General features: G+C 63.9%; 12 protein-coding genes and 6 pseudogenes. 11 read left to right on the top strand and 7 right to left on the bottom strand.

The features are described from left to right. Positions 1-11 precede the first annotated feature (11 nt). The 11 genes and pseudogenes from V5B44_RS22465 (at position 12) to V5B44_RS22415 (ending at position 9,704) form a co-directional block, all read left to right on the top strand. The gene (locus V5B44_RS22465) at positions 12-296 is read left to right on the top strand and encodes a hypothetical protein (protein ID WP_332361270.1); all 285 of its coding nucleotides are present in this window, start codon (positions 12-14) and stop codon (positions 294-296) included. A 5-nt stretch (positions 297-301) separates the two neighbouring features. Next, on the top strand, positions 302-601 hold the full coding sequence (locus V5B44_RS22460; RefSeq protein WP_332361269.1) for a hypothetical protein: 300 nt from the start codon (positions 302-304) through the stop codon (positions 599-601). Positions 602-1,078: 477 nt separating this feature from the next. Then, positions 1,079-1,534 (top strand): hypothetical protein, encoded by a 456-nt coding sequence (locus tag V5B44_RS22455; protein WP_434735516.1) that lies wholly within the window; start codon positions 1,079-1,081, stop codon positions 1,532-1,534. Between the two features lie 152 nt (positions 1,535-1,686). Then, complete coding sequence (locus V5B44_RS22450) at positions 1,687-2,253, top strand: hypothetical protein (RefSeq protein WP_332361268.1); 567 nt, start codon at positions 1,687-1,689, stop codon at positions 2,251-2,253. Between the two features lie 173 nt (positions 2,254-2,426). Continuing rightward, positions 2,427-4,070, top strand: a complete 1,644-nt coding sequence (locus V5B44_RS22445; protein WP_332361267.1) for a B12-binding domain-containing radical SAM protein — start codon at positions 2,427-2,429, stop codon at positions 4,068-4,070. Positions 4,071-4,124: 54 nt separating this feature from the next. Then, positions 4,125-5,462 (top strand): NAD(P)/FAD-dependent oxidoreductase, encoded by a 1,338-nt coding sequence (locus tag V5B44_RS22440; RefSeq protein ID WP_332361266.1) that lies wholly within the window; start codon positions 4,125-4,127, stop codon positions 5,460-5,462. Then, entirely contained in the window at positions 5,459-6,487 is a 1,029-nt protein-coding gene (locus V5B44_RS22435) for a Rid family hydrolase (RefSeq protein ID WP_332361265.1), read from the top strand. Before V5B44_RS22440 ends, V5B44_RS22435 begins: the two co-directional genes overlap by 4 nt. Next, positions 6,487-7,335, top strand: coding sequence for a MipA/OmpV family protein (locus V5B44_RS22430; protein WP_332361264.1), 849 nt, complete (start codon positions 6,487-6,489; stop codon positions 7,333-7,335). Before V5B44_RS22435 ends, V5B44_RS22430 begins: the two co-directional genes overlap by 1 nt. Then, positions 7,328-8,125 carry a lysophospholipid acyltransferase family protein gene (locus V5B44_RS22425; protein ID WP_332361263.1) on the top strand — a complete coding sequence of 266 codons (798 nt, stop codon included), beginning with the start codon at positions 7,328-7,330 and terminating at the stop codon, positions 8,123-8,125. Before V5B44_RS22430 ends, V5B44_RS22425 begins: the two co-directional genes overlap by 8 nt. 20 nt (positions 8,126-8,145) lie before the next feature. Continuing rightward, positions 8,146-8,496 (top strand): annotated as a pseudogene (locus V5B44_RS22420) (glycosyltransferase family 2 protein); the annotation flags it as partial. Then, positions 8,496-9,704, top strand: a pseudogene (locus V5B44_RS22415) (cation:proton antiporter). The pseudogenes V5B44_RS22420 and V5B44_RS22415, both read left to right, overlap by 1 nt. Here the strand turns inward: V5B44_RS22415 and V5B44_RS22410 are convergent. The 7 genes and pseudogenes from V5B44_RS22410 to V5B44_RS22380 form a co-directional block, all read right to left on the bottom strand. After that, positions 9,646-9,965: pseudogene (locus V5B44_RS22410) on the bottom strand (SDR family NAD(P)-dependent oxidoreductase). The pseudogenes V5B44_RS22415 and V5B44_RS22410 sit on opposite strands and share 59 nt — an antisense overlap. Positions 9,966-10,044: 79 nt before the next feature. Further along, a pseudogene (locus V5B44_RS22405) lies at positions 10,045-10,224 on the bottom strand (SDR family NAD(P)-dependent oxidoreductase); the annotation flags it as partial. Positions 10,225-10,253: 29 nt separating this feature from the next. Then, a complete protein-coding gene (locus tag V5B44_RS22400) occupies positions 10,254-10,691 on the bottom strand; it encodes a hypothetical protein (RefSeq protein ID WP_434735515.1) in 438 nt (145 codons plus the stop codon). Then, positions 10,675-11,486, bottom strand: a pseudogene (locus V5B44_RS22395) (beta-ketoacyl synthase chain length factor). Before V5B44_RS22395 ends, V5B44_RS22400 begins: the two are co-directional and overlap by 17 nt. Further along, a pseudogene (locus V5B44_RS22390) lies at positions 11,483-12,682 on the bottom strand (beta-ketoacyl-[acyl-carrier-protein] synthase family protein). Before V5B44_RS22390 ends, V5B44_RS22395 begins: the two co-directional pseudogenes overlap by 4 nt. 137 nt (positions 12,683-12,819) lie before the next feature. Further along, on the bottom strand, positions 12,820-13,542 hold the full coding sequence (locus V5B44_RS22385) for a class I SAM-dependent methyltransferase (RefSeq protein ID WP_332361262.1): 723 nt from the start codon (positions 13,540-13,542) through the stop codon (positions 12,820-12,822). Then, positions 13,539-14,339, bottom strand: coding sequence for a polysaccharide deacetylase family protein (locus V5B44_RS22380; RefSeq protein WP_332361261.1), 801 nt, complete (start codon positions 14,337-14,339; stop codon positions 13,539-13,541). Before V5B44_RS22380 ends, V5B44_RS22385 begins: the two co-directional genes overlap by 4 nt. Between the last annotated feature and the right edge of the window lie 2 nt (positions 14,340-14,341).

Below are 14,341 nucleotides of genomic sequence, written 5' to 3'. Positions count from 1 at the left end.
GGAGCACTCTGTTGACGGTTTTTCAGTATCGTGTCCTGGTTGTCCTGGGAGCGCTCGCCCTCGCCTTGGCGATTGTCAATGCCGTGATGTTCAGCAACAACCGGCAGGCGCAGAATGAGCTTGCGACGCGCGGGCAATACATCCAGCAGAGCCTGCAACTGGAGCCTCTGTACCAGTCGTTGATCAAGTCGCTGGCCGATCTGGCGGCCAAGGACAACGATGCGCAATTGCGCGACCTGCTGGCCTCGCAAGGCATCTCCTTCAGCGCCAATCCGCAACCCGCACCGGCACGGTGATCGATATGAGCGAACAGAAGCCCGTTAGTTTGTTTGTCCCGGTGTTGCTGATTGCGTTGGCGGTGGTGGTGTGGTCGGGCTTCCAGGCCAGCCAGCTTTACCAGGAGCGAGCCAACCTGAGCAGCCTGCGTACTGGTCAGGAAGCTACCTTCAGTAACGCCGAAAAGATGCGGCGTCAGCTCGACTCTCTGGCCGCCGGTACACAACAACTGGCAAGTGCCGGAAACAAGAACGCGCAGGCAGTGGTGAACGCCCTCCAGCAGCGCGGCATCACCATCAATCCGGAAGCGAAGAAGCCCCAGTAGTTCGGCCAGGAATCTGCCGCACAGGCTGCTGATCGCAGCTTCGGCAGTCAAGTGCCAACACTCGCCCGGCGGCCAACCACCAATCTCTCGAACCTTTCTGAGGGACGACGGTTGGCGAGTTCGCGCAACTCACCTGAACTTCTGTGACGCGCAAGGCTAAGGATTGACCGATGAACAATCCGACGATACAGTCTTGAGGCAGGTGTGCGCCGACAGCGTCGGGTACGGTCTGTTTGTCAGTCATCGGGAGGTGTGGTCATGTCAAGAGGGGTGGTTGCTCGTCCTGTGTTGCTGGTGCTGCTGGCCGCAGCCGGCTTGTCTGCGTGTGCAAGCAATCCGGGCAACAGCGAGAGGGCTCAGGCTCCTGCGCCCGATCCTGTGGTACTGGGGGAAACTGCGCCAGTTCCGGCATCACCGACAAACCAGCAGTCCAGGAAAGCCAAGAAAGGCGCCAAGTCCGCGAAGGGCGATCAGCCTGTGCAGCTTGTTGAGGCCGAGAAGCCTGCTCCAGCGGTCCAGCCCGCCCCGGCCACGCCAACTCCGTCGGGCAAGATCGGACCAGGGATGAACAGCAAGGGAGAGGTGGTGGACTCGGCCAAGGTGGAAGCCGGCTACGGCCAGCAGGTCAAGGGTTTACGCGACTGGGAAGGCGAGATCACCGGCCGGCCAGCGCCGGGCAGCAAGTTCACCCGCCTTCAGATCGGCATGCCTTTGCGACAGGTCACCGACCTCGTCGGCCAGCCCAGCGACCAAGGGGCCTACGTGACCGGCAAGGCCTTCATTCCCTTCTTCTTTGGCAGCGACACGCATCGCCAGGAACTGGTTTACAAGAACCAGGGCCGCCTGATTTTCGCGGGAGGCTCGATGGGCGATTTCGGTAGCGCGCATCTGGTCTGGATAATCCACAATGCCAATGAACCGGCCTATCGCTGAAGCCTGAGTGCCGGCCAACCGATGGCGGCGGAAGCGGTGTGGTGGGTACCCATGGTCACAGGGACCTGCCCAGGAGTGGTTCGGGATTGCCTGCCCATACGGATCAGCAGGCATTCCCAAATTGGATCAACTCAAGTACTGGAGATTAGCCCATGAAGCGGGCAATTCGCGCATTGTGTCTCGGCAGTGCTCTCGTCGCAAGTCAGGTTGGCGCCCAGCCTCAGCCGGAAGGTTTCCTCTGCTGCAACATGCGCACCGACGGATCCTGGATCACCGATATCAACTATGCCGAGGCAGGCAAGAAGATCATTCCGGTCGGAACGCCCGTGAAGGTCACGGGATACGGGCGCTACCGGGCTTACCTGGAGGTGGACGGAAGCAAGCAAGCCCTTGGCAACGATTACAGCCGCGACCTGGAAATGGGTTCATTCGTGGCGCGCTATGTGCTCAGCGACGATCCACGACTCCGGATTGCCAAATTCCCGGCAAAAATCCGCGACGCCATCAATAACGGACAGTTGACAACCGGGATGACCCGTGACCAGGTGATGATGTCCGTCGGGATGCCGGTGAGCAGCGAAAACCCGAGCCTGGACGCCAAGATCTGGCGGTTCTGGCGGCAGAGCGACGCCGAGTTCCAGGTCGTGTTCGACAAGGCCGGTCGAGTCAAGGAGATTGCCACTGATCCGTTGACGCGGAACCTGATCGTGCTGCCCTGATGGCGACCAACTGGCTGCGCCTCACTCGTACTGAAGCTGCGCCGCCCTCGCGCACGCAGGATTCACGATCGCGCGCTACACCGCGCCCTATTTTCCACTGCCAGCCAGCGTATCGGTCGTCTCGCCTGGCATCACTGCACTAGAATTCACGGACTGCGTTCGAGGAGAAAAACGTGCGCGTAACGCTCGTCCACCCTGCTGGTTTCAACTTCGTCCCCGGACAACCCGATTTTTCGGTGCTCGCCAATCGCATGCCGCCGATCGGCATCATGCAGTTGGCGAGCTGGCTGGAAAAGCATGGCCACCCCACCCAACTGCATGACTGTCTCGGCCCCCATGCGCCGTTGGGCGTCAAGGCCAATGCCGAGCTAGTCCTGGCGACCAACCCGGATCTCGTAGGGGTCAGCGCGACGACTTCGAGCTTCATGGACGGCGTTGACCTTGCTGTTTACCTCAAGCAGAAGCGACCGGAGATCAGGATCGTCTTCGGCGCCGTGCATGTGTCGTCGATCGGTGCACCCATTCTTGAGTGTTTCCCCGAAATCGACTACCTCTGCATCGGCGAGGGGGAAGGCTGCATGCTCGACCTGGCGGACGGCAGGCCGCTCGGGGAGATTGACAACCTCCTTTTTCGTGACGCCGGTGGCCGTATCGTCTGCAGCCCCCGCCGCCACCGGATCCTCAATCTCGACGAGCTGCCTTATCCGGCCTACGAAAAGCTGGCCGGGTTTCCGCATGGCTACCACCTGCCGCTGTTCGCCTACGAAAGGCGTTACGGGGCGACGATGATCACCTCGCGCGGCTGCCCCTACACCTGCTCCTTTTGTGACCGCACGGTGTTCGAACGTCTGTACAAGACCAACTCTGCGCAATACACGTACGAGCACATGCAGTACCTGCGGGATCGCTTCGGGGTTCATCACATCAATTTTTACGACGACCTGTTCACGGCCAACAGGAAGCGCGTCACCGAGCTGTGCGAGTTGCTGATCAAAAAGCCGCTGGGAATGAACTTCAACTGCGCCATCCGCACCGGTCACACCTCGGACGAGATGCTTGCCTTGCTCAAGAGAGCGGGCGCGCTGATGGTCTCGATGGGCATCGAATCGGCCGACCCCGGAATGATGGAACGCCACAAGGCCGGTGTAACGCTGTCGGAGGTAAGAAGGACCGTCGAGCAGATCCACGCAGCCGGACTGCGCGCCAAGGGCCTGTTCATTTTTGGCCTGCCCGGAGAAACCCCTGAAACGCTCGGACACACCAGCGATTTCGTCCTGTCGCTTGATCTGGACGAAATGAACATGACCAAGTTCAGCCCGATGTACGGCGCGCCGATCTGGGACGAATGCGTCAGCGGCGACGACGGTGAGTTCATCGAGGACTGGCGGCTGATGAACTGCCTGAATTTCGTTTTCAAGCCGCACGGATTTTCCTCGCGAGAGGAGATGGACGCGCTCTACAACTGGCACGTCAAGCGGTATTACGACAGCAAGGGTTACCGCCACCGCTTCGCGAAGCGACTCTGGCAGCATCGCTGGAGCCTCTGGCATGTCGCCAGGCACCTACCGGAAACGATTGCTGCCGCCCGCTACTTCAGCGCCAACAAGGAGCAACTCGAACTCGCCAAGCGGGAGTTTGCCAGGCATCCGCGCCAACCGGTCGGTCTGCAGCCCTTCCTGAGTCCGGAGCTGAAGGCGGATGCCATCGCTGCCATGTCTCCAATCAAGGTTTCCCGCCGTCCGGTCAGACCGGCGTCAGTGCCGGACCCGTGCGGAACACCACCGAGCTTCGAATCGGCGGTGCCGGGAACGGTATAATGTTGCGCTGGGTGATCTTCGCTGGCGCGACGGACACTGACAGGGGTCGAGGGCATGCAGGATAAAGCTGCGGAGGTGGATCGTCAGAAGTGCGATGTGCTGGTGATCGGAGGCGGACCCGCTGGGTCGACGGTCGCGCCCCTGCTCGCCGAAAAGGGTTATCGCGTTGTGCTGATCGAGAAGGCGCACCACCCGCGCTTCCACATCGGCGAGTCGTTACTGCCGGCTAATCTGCCGCTCTTCGAGCGGCTCGGCATCGACGAGGAAGTCAGGGCCATCGGCATGGAAAAATGGGGGGCCGAGTTCGTTTCGCCGCACCACGCAATGCCGCAAGCCTTCCACTTCGCCGAGGCATGGGACAAGTCCATGCCCTATGCCTACCAGGTGCAGCGGGCTGAATTCGACGCCATCCTGATCCGCAATGCCAAGCGGAAGGGCGTCGAGGTGCACGAAGGCTGCAAGGCCAAGACGGTCGACTTTCTGCCGGACGGCACCGCGGTGATTCGTTCGCACAACAACGACGGCCATGAGGTCGAATGGACGGCTCGATTCGTCGTCGATGCTTCCGGTCGTGACACTTTTCTCGCCAATCGCTTCCAGATCAAGCACCGCAACCCGAGACACAACAGTTCGGCAGTTTATGGTCATTTCACCGGCGCACGGCGCCATGAAGGGCTGGAGGAAGGCAACATCACCATCTTCTGGTTCGAGCACGGCTGGTTCTGGTTCATCCCGATGCAGGGCGACGTGACCAGCATCGGGATGGTGACCTGGCCATACTTCATGAAGACCAGGGGGAAACGGAGCATTGAGCGCTTCCTGATGGACGGCATCGCCACGTGTCCGGCACTCGCCCAGCGGCTGGAGCGCGCAGAACTGATCAATCAGGTCGAGGCAACCGGCAATTTTTCCTATGTTTCCGAGCGCAACCACGGACCAAACTACCTGCTGCTCGGTGACGCCTACGCTTTCATCGACCCGGTGTTCTCGTCCGGTGTGCTGTTGGCAATGAATAGCGGGCTGATCGGCGCCGAAACGATTGACACCTGCCTGAAAACGCCCGCCGCAGCGGCTGCCGCGCTCAAACGCTTCGATCACCTGATGAAACACGGTCCGAAGCACTTCTCGTGGTTCATCTATCGGGTAACCAACCCGATCATGCGCGACTTCTTCATGGGTCCGAAAAACATCTTTCGCGTCAAGGAAGCGCTGCTGTCGGTACTGGCTGGTGACATTTTCGGCAGGACGCCGATCTGGCGCTCCATCCGGACGTTCAAGCTGCTCTACTACATTGCCAACGTCATTCAGCCCCGGCGTGCCTACATGGGCTGGAAGCGACGGCGCTTCAACATTCGCCAAGTCGCAGATACTGCCCTGAACCCGGCCCCGTGAACCTGGCCTTCTGTTCCGATGTCGGTCGTCCGTTGCCAACGGCGGAGGCCGGGGCCGAAGGCGAAAGGGTTCTCGGCGGCAGCCTGATCGGCTGTCTGTCGACCGCGCGTCCGCCGCAGCGCTGGCCAGTTCAGGCGGTGGCCGCACCGTTGCTGGGCCATGCCAGCGATACCGTCCAGGAACTGTGGACAACCGGGAGCGAATGTCAATCCGGCGAGTTCGAGGGAATCGCTTACCGGCGAAGCAGGGGAATCCTGTTCGGCGTGCTCGAAGTCGACGAGCCGGCTTTTTCGGCCTCTGGTCGGGAAAGCTCCTTGCAGGGTGCGACCGAAGAAGCCTACCACCGCATCTTCCGGTTGATGACTGCCCAGGGTTTGCCCCACCTCTGGCGCGTCTGGAACTATCTTTCCGACATCAACCGCGAAACGAATGGGCTTGAGCGTTATCGCCAGTTCAACGTCGGGCGGCACGATGCCTTTGTTGCCTTTGGCCGAGCGGCTACCGGCGACGTGCCGGCAGCCTGTACGATCGGCCTGCGCCAAGGGCCACTGAGTATTGCCTTCATCGCTGCCCGAACCGCTGCACTGCCAATCGAGAATCCGCGCCAGGTGAGCGCTTACCACTACCCGGCGGAATACGGGCCACGCAGCCCCACTTTCTCGCGCGCGGTCCTGGTCACCCTGGCGTCGCAGGAGACCCTGTTCCTGTCCGGAACAGCCAGCATCGTGGGATACCAGACGGTTCACCCCGGCGATATCGCCGAGCAAAGCCGCGAAGCGCTGGCCAACGTCGAGGCGGTCGTTGCCGAGGCCAACCGCCAGAGTCGTAGGACGATATTCGCCCTACCAAGATTATCGTATCGAGTTTACGTACGCCATGCCGCAGACTTTCCGGCCGTGCGGAAGGTGCTGTCGAAGCGATTGGATCAGGCCACGGAGATCCTCTTTGCGCAGGCCGATATCTGCCGGCAGGACCTTCTGGTGGAAATCGAGGCGATGGCCTCAAATACTCTGGAGGATGGTTGATGGCGGGATCGCATTCGCACCGGTTTTGCCAACTGGCAGCAGCAGGGGCTGCCTGTTTTTCGCTCGTTGCAGTGGCCGCTGAGGAAAAACCACTTTGGGAACTCGGCGCCGGGATCGCGGGATTCACTTTTCCTTACTACCGCGGATCAGACCAAACCAGCAATTTCGTGCTACCGGTACCGTATTTCACCTATCACGGTGATTTCTTCAAGGCCGACCGGCATGGTATTCGCGGCAGTTTCTTTGACTCCGACCGCGTCGACCTGAGCGTCAGCCTGGCCCTGTCGCCGCCGGGAAGCAGCGACGATATCCGGGCACGTTCCGGCATGCCGAACCTCGAGGCGACCTTCGAGATCGGCCCGCAGATGGACATCACTTTCTGGCGCTCGGAAAACCGTGCGCGTTTCGTCAAACTGTTGCTGCCGCTGCGCGCCGCCTTCACCGTCGAGAGTTCGCCGCAGGATGTCGGCTGGGTCTTCCATCCACGGGTCAACATGGATATCACCGACCTGCCCGGGATGCCGGGCTGGAACCTTGGCCTGCTCGCCGGCGTGGTGTTCGGCAACCAGCGGCAGAACGCCTACTACTATTCGGTGGCGCCACAGTACGCAACGGCGATGCGGCCCGCCTACCAGGCCGGCGGTGGCTACGCCGGCACGCAATACCTGGTGGCGCTCTCCAAACGCTTCCCGAAGTTCTGGCTAGGCGGTTTCGCCCGCTATGACAACCTCAGCGGTGCGACTTTCGAGGAGAGCCCGCTGGTCAGGCAGAAAGACTATTTTGCCGCCGGGTTTTCCGTGAACTGGATCCTCGGCGAGTCATCGACCCGCGTGCGGGTCGATGACTGATTCGCGTGCCGGCAAGCGGCTGTGGGTGGCCTATGAACACCTCGCCATGGCGCTCGGGCTGGGGGCGCTGGCGCTGCTGTGCCTGGCCTGGCTGCCGTTTGCGCTGCTCCTCCATCCGCTGTTGCCCCGCCGCCTTGGCCAGCCGCTCGGGCGCCTCGTCGCCCGCACCGGATTCCGTGCCTATCTCGGCATCCTCACGCTATTGTGTGCCTGCCGTTTCGATCTTGACGAGCTCGATCAACTACACCACGCTGGACCACTGGTACTGGCCGCCAATCACCCGTCGCTGCTCGACGCGGTGCTGGTACTGTCGCGCGTACCCAATACCGTCTGCGTCATGAAGGCCGAGCTGATGGACAACGTCCTGTTCGGCGCGGCAGCCCGACTGGCAGGCTTCATCCGCAACGATGCGCCACTGGCGATGATCCTCGATGCCGGCGAGGAGCTCAATCGCGGCGCCCGTCTGTTGATTTTCCCCGAGGGCACCCGTACCAGCGTTTTCCCGGTCAACCCCTGCCTGCCAACCGCCGGCCTGATCGCGCGACGTAGCAAGGTAGCGGTACAGACGCTACTGATCGAATTCTCGACACCCTACCTCGGCAAGCACTGGCCGCTGTTCAGGCCACCGGCGTTGCCCCTGCGCTGCCGCATCCGCCTGGGCCGCCGCTTCGACCCGCCGGCGGACGTCGCCGCCTTCGCCGCCGAACTCGAGCGCTACTTCCGGATCGAACTGGGGCAGTCGTCGGTAACCGTGGCCAGATCAGACCATCACATCCGCCAGGCCCAGTGAAAGCCTGCTGCACACGTTCCATGCTACTTCCCTCGTTCACCCACCTCGTTATCATCCCCAGCTACAACCCCGGGCCAACGGTGCTTGACACGATTCGTGCCGCACGTAGGCAATGGACGCCGGTGTGGGTAGTCGTCGACGGCAGCACGGACGGCAGCGCCGAGGCTCTGCAGGCGGTCGCCCGGAATGATGGCGGACTGCGCGTGATCGTGCTGCCGGAAAACCGCGGCAAGGGAGCAGCCGTGCTGGAAGGCATCAGCCAGGCCCGGGCAGCCGGATTCACTCACGCGCTGACGATGGATTCCGACGGCCAGCACCCGGCTGACCTGATCCCGGCGTTCATGACTGCCTCGCAGGCCCATCCGGAAGCATGAACACGACCGAGATCTTCCTGATCGCGATGCTGATCATCTTCAGCCTGCCCTACCTGGTGTGGCGGCTGGGGCGCACCGAGTACTTCGCGCCGCTGGTGGTGGTGCAGATCATCACCGGCATCCTGCTCGGGCCGGGCGTGCTGGGCGCGGTGTTCCCGGCCTACTACGACTTCGTGTTCCGCCCGGCGGTGGTGCAGTCGCTGAACGGCGTGGCCTGGTGGGCGGTGATGCTGTTCGTGTGGATCGCCGGCATCGAGCTCGACCTGCGCCAGGCCTGGTTGCACCGGCGCGAAACCTCCGTCACCGCCGGTCTGGCGCTGGCCGTGCCGCTGGTGCTGGGCTGCGGCGCCGCCGCGGCGATGCTGCTCACCCCCGGCTGGCTGGGCCCGCAGGCTGCGCCCTGGCAGTTCGTGCTGGGCGTGGGCATGGCCTGCGCCGTCACGGCGCTGCCGATCCTGATCCTGCTGATGGAAAAGCTGGGCCTGCTGCGCCAGCCGCTGGGCCAGCGCATCCTGCGCTATGCCAGCCTGGACGACATCGCGATCTGGGGCGTGCTGGCGCTGATCCTGCTGGACTGGTCGCGCGTGGGCAAGCAACTGGGCTTCCTGGCAGCCTTCGCTGGTCATCGGCTGGGCCTTTCGCCGGCTGATGGTGGCGCTGCCCGAGCGCGACCGCTGGTACGTGGCCTGATCTGGCTGGCCGCCTGCGCCTTCGGTGCCGACTGGGCCGGGCTGCACTTCATGGTCGGCGCCTTCCTGGCCGGCGCGGTGATGGACGCCGACTGGTTCGACCAGGCCCAGATGGACCTGCTGCGCCACCACGTGCTGCTGGTGGTGATGCCGGTGTTCTTCCTCAGCACCGGCCTGCGCACGCAGTGGGACGTGGGCGGCACCGCGGTCTTCGTGGCCGCCGCCTGGCTGCTGGCCGCGGCGGTGGCCGGCAAGCTGCTGGCGGCGCACCTGGCCGGGCGCTGGCTGGGCTGGGCACGTGGCGAGGCCTCGGTCATCGGCTGGCTGCTGCAGACCAAGGCGCTGATCATGATCATCTTCGCCAACATCCTGCTGGACAAGGCCGTGATCACCAACGACACCTTCACCGCGCTGCTGCTGATGGCCGTGGCCAGCACCATGCTGACGGTGCCGGTCGTCACGCCGAAGCTGGCCCGGCTGCGCGGTGGCGATGATTCCCGGGTGCCACGGCGTTGACCGTGATGCCGCGGCTGGCGACTTCGAGCGCCAGAGATTTGCTGGCGGCGTGCAGTGCGCCCTTCGCCGCCGAGTAGTTGACCTGACCGCGGTTGCCGGTGATGCCGGCCACCGACGAAATGTGATGATTCGCCCCCAGCGCGTGCGAATCATCGGCAGGATCAGCGGTCGGGTGACGTTGAAGAAGCCGTTCAGCGAGACGTCGATGACGCTGTCCCACTGCTCGCCGGACATGCCGGGAAAGACGGCGTCGGCATGGATGCCGGCGTTGTTGACCAGAATCTGGATCGGGCCGGCGGCGAGAATTCGACCAGCGCCGCACGCTGAGCGCGCGATCGGTCACATCGAAAACGACCGCTGTGGCGCTGCCGCCGCCAGCGACGATTTCGGCGACGACTGCGTCCGCCCTTGCCGCCGCTGCGGTTGGCGTGCACGATGACATGGCAACCGTCGGCGCCAAGCGACGGCAGATCGCTGCACCGATGCCGCCGCTGCCGCCAGTGACCAGCGCTCGTTTCATCCCGGGTTCATGTCCTTCCTAATCGCCGCTCAGCGTCGAGAACGACGGCAGCGCGGCCCTCGACGAGGCAGCGGCCAGTGTGACTGACCACGAAGTGGTAGAGGACGTTGCCGGCCATCGCCAGAGAGGCGCTCAGCCCGAACCTTCAATTCGCCCGGCAGATCGTCGAGCCGGGCAACATGCAGTGTGACGCCGCGCAAGCTCGTCAGATAGCCCTGCCGAGGCGGCTCCGAGGCTTCAGCGAGCAGCGCGCCGTGGACGGCCATGGCCTGGGCCGCGTACTCGATGCCGCTCGCCGCACCCAGGCGGCCTTCGGCGCGCAGCGGGTTGGCCGGGTCGGTATGGCTGCTGGCGCGGCAGGTAATGACCGCCGGCCGACCAGTCGACCACCGCGTCGAGCAGACACATGTCGCCGTGATGCGGAATGCGGGCAGGCGATCCAGCGGTGATCTAGCATGGAGCGACATCCACGCGCAGTTGCATCGGTGGCAGGTAGTCGAGGCAGACAGAACCCGTGCCGGCTTCGCGCTTGGCCAGCGCTTGCAGCAAGGGCAGACTGCGCAGCGCCGGAATGCCCGTGCGCAGGCTTTCCAGGTCGGCATCGGCCAGCATTTCGGCAGGCGTCGGTCGTCGGCATGACCGAAATGCTGCGCCAGCGAGCGGGCGCTCCTTTCCGGCACCAGGAGCAGCGCCGTACCCGCGCAATCAGGTACCGGCCGCTTGTTGTGCAGAGGTTGCGGATATTCGCTGTCGTAGGCGATCAGCAAAGTCGGCAGCCGGTCGACGAGTACCTGCCCGAGCGCATCGAGCAGACCGGCGCCAAAACTGGCGTCGAAGGCGCATAGGACCTGGCACGGCGCCATCGACTGGGTGGCGATTCCCCAGTAGCCGGCAGCAGCGTTATGCACCGAGTTGTGGAAGCGGGTCGGCGAAATCCGCCGGTCGTCGGTGGCCAACTGCTCGCACAGCGCGTGGCAGTTGTGGCCGTCGGCGCCGGAGGCGGCAAACACGGTGGCCAGTGTGCTGACGTCGGCGCTCGGCATTTGCGGCTGCTTCCAGGCCGAGCGCGAGCGCCAGTTTGACGACGCGGCTGGCGCGGCGGCGCTCGGCCGATGGCAGGATGTTCGGTACGGGCAGCACGGAGGGCGCTGCCGCAGTATGCTGTTCGCCGCGCAGCACGGCGCATGCCATCGGCCAGTCCGGCAGCCGGGAGCAAGGAAGCCGATGCCTTCGATCCAGGCGGTGAGCGGGGCCTGGCTCATGGCGCCACTTGATGCCCGAAAACGAGACTGCAGTTGCTGCCGCCAAAGCCGAAGGAGTTGCTCAGTGCGCGCCGCACGCGACCCGAGCGCAGTTGGTCACCAGGTAGTCGAGCGGAGTCGCCGGATCCGGCACTTCGGTCTGCGGGCTGCCAGGAAGCAGGCCGTGCGTCAGCGCCAGCGCGCAGACAACCGCTTCGACGCGCCGGCAGCGCCCAGTGTGTGGCCGGTCGCACCCTTGGTCGAACTGCATGGCACGCGCTTGCCGAACAGCGTGGCGACCGCCTTGCCTTCGGCGGCGTCATTGCTCGGCGTCGCGGTACCGTGCAGGTTGATGTAGTCGATGTCGACCGCAGCTAGACCAGCCGAGCGCAGCGCAGCCGCCATTGCCATCCGGGCACCGAGGCCTTGCGGGTGCGGCGCCGACATGTGGTAGGCGTCACTCGATTCGCCGCAGCCGAGCAGCAGGAGCGAGCCTGCCGTTGCCTGAGCCGGAATTCGTTCGAGCAGCGCAAAGCAGCACCCTCGGCAACGAGATGCCATTGCGCGCGACGTCATACGGCCGGCACGGGCGGCTGGAGGTCAGCTCGAGCGAAGCAAAACCGTAGAGCGTGGTCAGGCACAGGGAATCAGACGCCGCCGACCAGCGCCGCATCGATCGTGCCGCAGGCGATTTGGCGAGCAGCCGCGGCAAATGTCTTGGCGCTCGACGAGCAGGCTGTGGAAACGACCATCGCCGGACCTTGAAGAGCAAAATAGTCGCGTGTGAATTCGGCTAGCGAAAAGGGGTTGTGCGTGCTGCGGTAGATGAAATCATCGGGTAGCGCGCCGCTTTCCGGGTCACGCCGGCGGTAAGCGAGTTCGGTTTGCAGGATGCCGGCAGTGCTGGTGCCGAGGAAAACACCGATGCGCCTCCTGCCGTAACGCGCCGTTGCCACGCGCACCCGTTCGGCAAAGCCGTCGGCCTCGAGGCTGATCTGCGCCAGGCGGTTGTTGCGGCAATCATAATGAGCCAGCGTTTCTGGCAGCCGTTGTTCGTCAACCTTCGCCACCTCGCCAACCCAGGTTTCAAGTTCGACGGTTTCGAACGCGCAGGGCGCAAGGCCGCTGCTCCCTTCGTGCAGGCTTGCCAGCGTCGCGGCAAGTCCACGGCCAAGGCAGGTCGTCAACGTATAAGCGGAGAGAAGCAGTGGGGTCAAGTAAGGGCTCCGGATCGTCTGGGTCGAATAGTAGCAGAGGACGATTGTCGTCCGCTCCCCGGCCGGCAGGCGAGAAAAGTCATCACGGCTTACCCGTGGGACAGCGGCGACGAGTTGCAGGCTACTCAACAACAGCTTCAAGCAGGCACCCGGCAGACCAGCATGGTATTGGCAAAGGGTTTACCTTCGTTCATTGGCGCGGCTTCGACGATGAAGCCGAGGCTCTCGAGCAGGTCAACCCATTGCGCAAGCTGGCGACCGTAGAGCCTCGTCAGGCGATGGCCACGGGCAAAAGTGACCGCGTGATCGACCCAGTTGCAGAGGTGGTAGGGCAGGCCGGCGCCGGCATCGCCGACGCGGGTGACGAACAGGCCTCCGCGCGGCAGCGCCGCGCGGACCCGCTCAAGTACGTTCTCCTGGTACGCGTAGTCGATGTAGTGCAACGCATCGAGGATGGTCACGACGTCGACCGTTCCGAAGTCGACTTGGCGCATGTCGCCCTGCCGGATGTCGACCATCGGGTGTTGCAACCCGAAGGCGCGGGCAGCACGTTCGACATCACTCGCCATCAGCTCGTAGCCACGCAGCTTCAGCGGCTTCGGCGCGGGAGCCCAGTCACTCGGCCACTGGCCCTTTTCGTAGAGCGCGCGGGCGGCCAGCAGCCAGGAAAACAGGCTGCCCTGACCACAGCCGAGGTCGAGAAAGTGCCCACTGGCGGGGAATGTGCCGCGCTTGAGGAACTCGCGGAAGATGCAGTCGCTCGACAACTTGCCGCGTGCATAGTGGTAGGCAAAACGTCCGCCGGCACGGAAGGGGCGACTGGCGTCGTCGAGCAGGGTGGGCAGGAAAGCTGAACTCATGTCAGGGAAGCGGCGAGCGTGACCGGGTTGAGGTGATGCTGTGAGATCGTCTGCAGCAGCCGAGGTAAAACGGCGACGATGACGGCTTCGCCGGCTGGTGTCCGGGCCGCGTGGCCGTCGTGCAGCAGGAGGATGTCGCCGGCGCCAAGATTGTGGATCAGCCGTCGGTGTACGCGCTGTGGATCGCCTTCGGCGGTATCGAAGGAACGGCGCGACCACGAAGCGAGTCGGAGATCGAGACGAGCCAGGACAGGGTCGAGCAGCGGGTTTCGCAAGCCGGCGGTCGGTCGGAAGAAGCGAGGCTCTTGACCGGTGATGTCGGCAAGCGTGACTTGCGCGGCGGCGATGTCGGCTTGCATGCGGCGGATCCCGAATGTGGCGAAAGCCCGTGAATGCGAGTCTCCGTGATTCTCGACGCGGTGGCCACGGCTGACGATTTCCCGGCAGAGTGCGGGGAATAGCCGCGCACGACGGCCAATGCAGAAGAAACTCGCTTTGGCACCGGCGGCGTCGAGCAGGTCGAGCACGCGTGGGGTGACCTCCGGCTCCGGGCCGTCGTCAATGGTCAGGGCGATTTCTCGGCGCTCCGTGGCAGCTTTCGGGAGGCGCTTGAGGTTGGCGCCGAGCAGGGTACTGCGCGGCAGCAGGCCGGCGACGGTCAATACGAGGTGGTCAAGGCCCAGCGCGCCGAGAGCCCACGGCCACTGTCCCGGCATCGCCAGCAGTCCGAGCGCTGCCGCGCCGTGCACGGCGAACGAGATCTGGATGGCGAGTGAAGGTTTCCAGGCTTGCGGCATAC

It is taken from the genome of Candidatus Accumulibacter necessarius (genome assembly GCF_036625085.1).
This window is presented reverse-complemented; position numbering and strand designations above follow the sequence as displayed.

Excerpts from the sequence above, each read along its gene's own strand:
- V5B44_RS22400 (WP_434735515.1), bottom strand. The coding sequence starts at position 10,691 with ATGTCGCTCCATGCTAGATCACCGCTGGATCGCCTGCCCGCATTCCGC.
- V5B44_RS22380 (WP_332361261.1), bottom strand. The coding sequence starts at position 14,339 with ATGCCGCAAGCCTGGAAACCTTCACTCGCCATCCAGATCTCGTTCGCC.
- V5B44_RS22440 (WP_332361266.1), top strand. The coding sequence starts at position 4,125 with ATGCAGGATAAAGCTGCGGAGGTGGATCGTCAGAAGTGCGATGTGCTG.
- V5B44_RS22450 (WP_332361268.1), top strand. The coding sequence starts at position 1,687 with ATGAAGCGGGCAATTCGCGCATTGTGTCTCGGCAGTGCTCTCGTCGCA.
- V5B44_RS22430 (WP_332361264.1), top strand. The coding sequence starts at position 6,487 with ATGGCGGGATCGCATTCGCACCGGTTTTGCCAACTGGCAGCAGCAGGG.
- V5B44_RS22460 (WP_332361269.1), top strand. The coding sequence starts at position 302 with ATGAGCGAACAGAAGCCCGTTAGTTTGTTTGTCCCGGTGTTGCTGATT.
- V5B44_RS22385 (WP_332361262.1), bottom strand. The coding sequence starts at position 13,542 with ATGAGTTCAGCTTTCCTGCCCACCCTGCTCGACGACGCCAGTCGCCCC.
- V5B44_RS22425 (WP_332361263.1), top strand. The coding sequence starts at position 7,328 with ATGACTGATTCGCGTGCCGGCAAGCGGCTGTGGGTGGCCTATGAACAC.